Source organism: Microbacterium bandirmense (assembly GCF_037204185.1).
GTDB classification, from domain to species: domain Bacteria; phylum Actinomycetota; class Actinomycetes; order Actinomycetales; family Microbacteriaceae; genus Microbacterium; species Microbacterium bandirmense.
The window spans coordinates 1-2,984 of record NZ_JBBDGM010000029.1 but is presented as its reverse complement, the minus strand read 5'-3'; the positions used below and the strand labels follow the sequence as shown (position 1 = coordinate 2,984).

At 67.6% G+C, this 2,984-nt stretch carries 4 protein-coding genes and 1 other RNA gene; 2 read left to right on the top strand and 3 right to left on the bottom strand.

Annotation, left to right across the window (positions count from 1 at the left end; translation table 11 throughout):
- The first annotated feature begins 108 nt into the window (after positions 1-108).
- Positions 109-478, top strand: a transfer-messenger RNA (tmRNA) gene (gene ssrA / locus WDU99_RS17155).
- 76 nt (positions 479-554) lie between these two features.
- Here the strand turns inward: ssrA and WDU99_RS17150 are convergent.
- Positions 555-1,154 (bottom strand): TetR/AcrR family transcriptional regulator, encoded by a 600-nt coding sequence (locus tag WDU99_RS17150; RefSeq protein ID WP_337333686.1) that lies wholly within the window; start codon positions 1,152-1,154, stop codon positions 555-557.
- 117 nt (positions 1,155-1,271) lie between these two features.
- On the opposite strand from WDU99_RS17150, the gene WDU99_RS17145 reads away from it, so the two are divergent.
- The gene (locus WDU99_RS17145) at positions 1,272-1,469 is read left to right on the top strand and encodes a hypothetical protein (RefSeq protein ID WP_337333685.1); all 198 of its coding nucleotides are present in this window, start codon (positions 1,272-1,274) and stop codon (positions 1,467-1,469) included.
- A 45-nt stretch (positions 1,470-1,514) separates the two neighbouring features.
- Here WDU99_RS17145 and WDU99_RS17140 read toward each other — a convergent pair whose 3' ends face one another.
- Together WDU99_RS17140 and WDU99_RS17135 are read right to left on the bottom strand one after the other, a co-directional pair.
- Positions 1,515-2,096 (bottom strand): hypothetical protein, encoded by a 582-nt coding sequence (locus tag WDU99_RS17140; RefSeq protein WP_337333684.1) that lies wholly within the window; start codon positions 2,094-2,096, stop codon positions 1,515-1,517.
- Positions 2,097-2,134: 38 nt separating this feature from the next.
- Positions 2,135-2,944, bottom strand: a complete 810-nt coding sequence (locus tag WDU99_RS17135) for an inositol monophosphatase family protein (protein WP_337333683.1) — start codon at positions 2,942-2,944, stop codon at positions 2,135-2,137.
- Positions 2,945-2,984: the final 40 nt, after the last annotated feature.

Genomic DNA, 2,984 nt, shown 5'->3' with positions numbered 1-2,984 from the left:
CGGAATAGCGCAGCGGGCGGATTCGTTGTAACCTGTGATGCTCGGGTGCTTCGGTGCCCGACTGGTAATTCCACAGTGTGACAGTGGCTCCTTCGCAAGAAGGTTCACGGGGCTGATCGGTTTCGACGGCGCCTGTGCATCGACGAGAAGCGGGCCGAGGATGCAGGGTTATCTCGTGAACGCTCCCTGCAAAACCATAGTTGCCGAATCCAAGCGCAACGACTTCGCCCTCGCTGCATAAGCGAGCCCGATAGTCCGTCAGACCGTATGTGATCCCGATACGGACCCTGGCGTCATCTAGGGATCTTGCTGCGTGACGGCGTCTGGACGTCACGTGGGACTCTTCCCAGGCTGGGCTCGTCGACTTAGGTGTCTGTGACAAAGGTCGGAGCCGAGCAGAACGCCTCCACAGACTGCGCCCGGAGAAGACGTGGATTTTCAGCGTCGGACGGGGGTTCGATTCCCCCCAGCTCCACCAGCCGCTGTCACCGACGAGAGCCTCGCACCCGAATACCGGGATGCGGGGCTCTCGGCGCTTAATGGTCGCGGCCGCGTCAATCCCGTGGCCGCAGCCCGTCGAGGGCGACGGCGAGCACCTCATGGCCCAGCAGCACAGGATCCACGGGGCCGTCGGGTCGGTACCACTCGACGAGCGAGTTGATCATGCCGAAGATCAGCCGGGTCGCCACCGCCGCATCCAGGTCGGCGCGCACCAGGCCCTCGGCCTGCGCCTCGCGCACGAGTTCGGTCACCCTGTGGTCGAACCGGCGGCGCCGCTCGAGGGCGGCCAGTTCGACGGGGCTGTTGCCGCGCAGTCGCAGCAGCAGGGTGACCTGGGGCTGCTTCGCGGTGAGCACCCGCACCGCTCCGCCGATGATCGCCGTCAGACGATCGGCGGCCGTCTCACGCGTCAGGGCATCGGCCAGGGCTTCTTCCAGGCCGCCCAGCGCCTCATCCAGCGCGATCTCGAGGATCTGCGCCTTGGAGTCGACGTGGTGGTACAGCGCCGACTTGGTGACGCCGAGTCGGCCGGTGAGGTCGGAGACCGACGTGGCGTCGTAGCCCTGCTGGTTGAACAGCTCGACGCCCGCGCGGATCACGTCCTCGCGGTGGTGCCCGGGGCGGCCGCGGCGGGCAGGGCGGGTGCTGGTCACGGCATCCTCGTCGGCATACCGTCCAACATACTGCGGCCGCAGGCTGTCGGGCGGCATCGGGAGCACCCGCGGGAGACTAAGCTGGAGAGGTTATCCGACGATCTGGAGGGCTTCGACATGGTCGACTTCATCGTGTTCCTGGTTCTGTTCCTCGGCGGGTTCGTCCTGTTCGGGATCTCGCACGAACTCCCGACCGGTCAGGGAATCGCCTTCACCGGAGGCATCCTTCTTGTCAGCCTTGCCATGGCGTACGCGATGCGTCAGCGCGGCTCGGCCACCAAGCGCACCGACAACTGGAACCAGAACCAGCAGTGAGGCTCGTGGCGCCGCCGCCCGGCGGCGCCACCTCAGCCGGCGGGCTCAGCCCTGCCAGTCGACGAGCAGCAGCCCCTGCTTGGTGTCGGCGAACTCGACCCATCCATCACCGAACTCGTACGTCATTCCGAAGCCGTCAGCATCCGTCGCGATCGCGTACGCCGGGTCTTCGGTGAAGTAGACGTGGTCACCCTCTGACGACCTCAGCCATCCGTCACGCTGCAGCCCTGCCATGGCGGTGGCGGCGGTCTCGCCGCTGATCGGTCCCCAGGCGTACATCTGGCCGTGGTCGGATGCTGTGCTGAAGTCGGCCCACATGCACATCAGGCCCCCGTCGACGACGGTCTCGCCGATGCGGAACTCCTCCTGCATCGACGTCCATCCCTGGGACTTGAGGGCGTCTACGGTGCCCGACGAGATGATCGTTTCGCAGGTCGGATCCGCGTGCGGTTCGGGCGTGGATTCCTCGGCGGGCTCCGGGGCGACGGTTGCGGGCGGTGGCGTCGTTGCGACCGGTTCGGGGGCGGGGGGCGTCGATGCACCCTGCGGCTCAGCGGCGGGCGCACAGGATGCCAGGGCGAGAGATGTCAGCAGCATGCCGACGGCAAGGGGGAAGCGGGCTCTCATGTGACTGTGACTCGGGGGAGGAGGGGTGCGTGCGGTGCTCAGGAGCGCTGCACGTCGCGGAAAAGGGTCAGGAACTGCTCATGCAGGGTGCCGTTCGTGGCCAGGGCCGAGAGCGACGACAGCGTCTCGGTGCCATCGAAGGCGGTCATGCGGCCACCGGCTTCTCGGACGATCGGTACGGCGGCCGCGATGTCGTACTCCTTGACATCGAACTCGGCGACCATGTCGATGCGGCCCTCAGCGAGCAGCATGTAGCTGTACACGTCACCGTAGGCTCGATCGCGCCAGACCCGATCGGCCACAGCCAGCAGTTCGGGGAGCTTTCCCGCATCCGACCACTGGGTGATGCTCTGGAAGCTGACGCTGGCCTCGTCGAGCGTGTCGACCGATGAGACGCTGAGTCGGCGCGGCCCGCTGGAGGTCGCCGTCCACGCTCCGTGCCCCGTGGCGGCCCACCAGCGCCGGCCGAGGGCCGGCATGCTCACCACCGCGACCTGCGGCACCCCGTCGATCGCGAGAGCGATCATCGTGCCCCACAGCGGCACCCCGCGCAGGAAGTTCGCCGTGCCGTCGATCGGGTCGATGATCCACTGACGCTGCGTGTCGCCTTCCGCACCGAACTCCTCGCCGAAGACGCCGTCCGCCGGCCGCTCCGTCGAGAGCAGATCGCGGATCGCGCGCTCGGTGGCGAGGTCGGCGTCGGTGACGTGCGATCGATCCGCCTTCAGCGACACCTGCAGGTCCGCGGCGTCGAAACGGGGGAGTGACTGCGCGTCGGCGGCGTCCGCCAGGCGCAGTGCGAGACCCAGGTCGGCGTCGAGATCTGAGGTGGTGGGGGAGGCTGGCACCTGACCAGGATAGACGGAGGGATGTCGGCAGTCGCCGCCT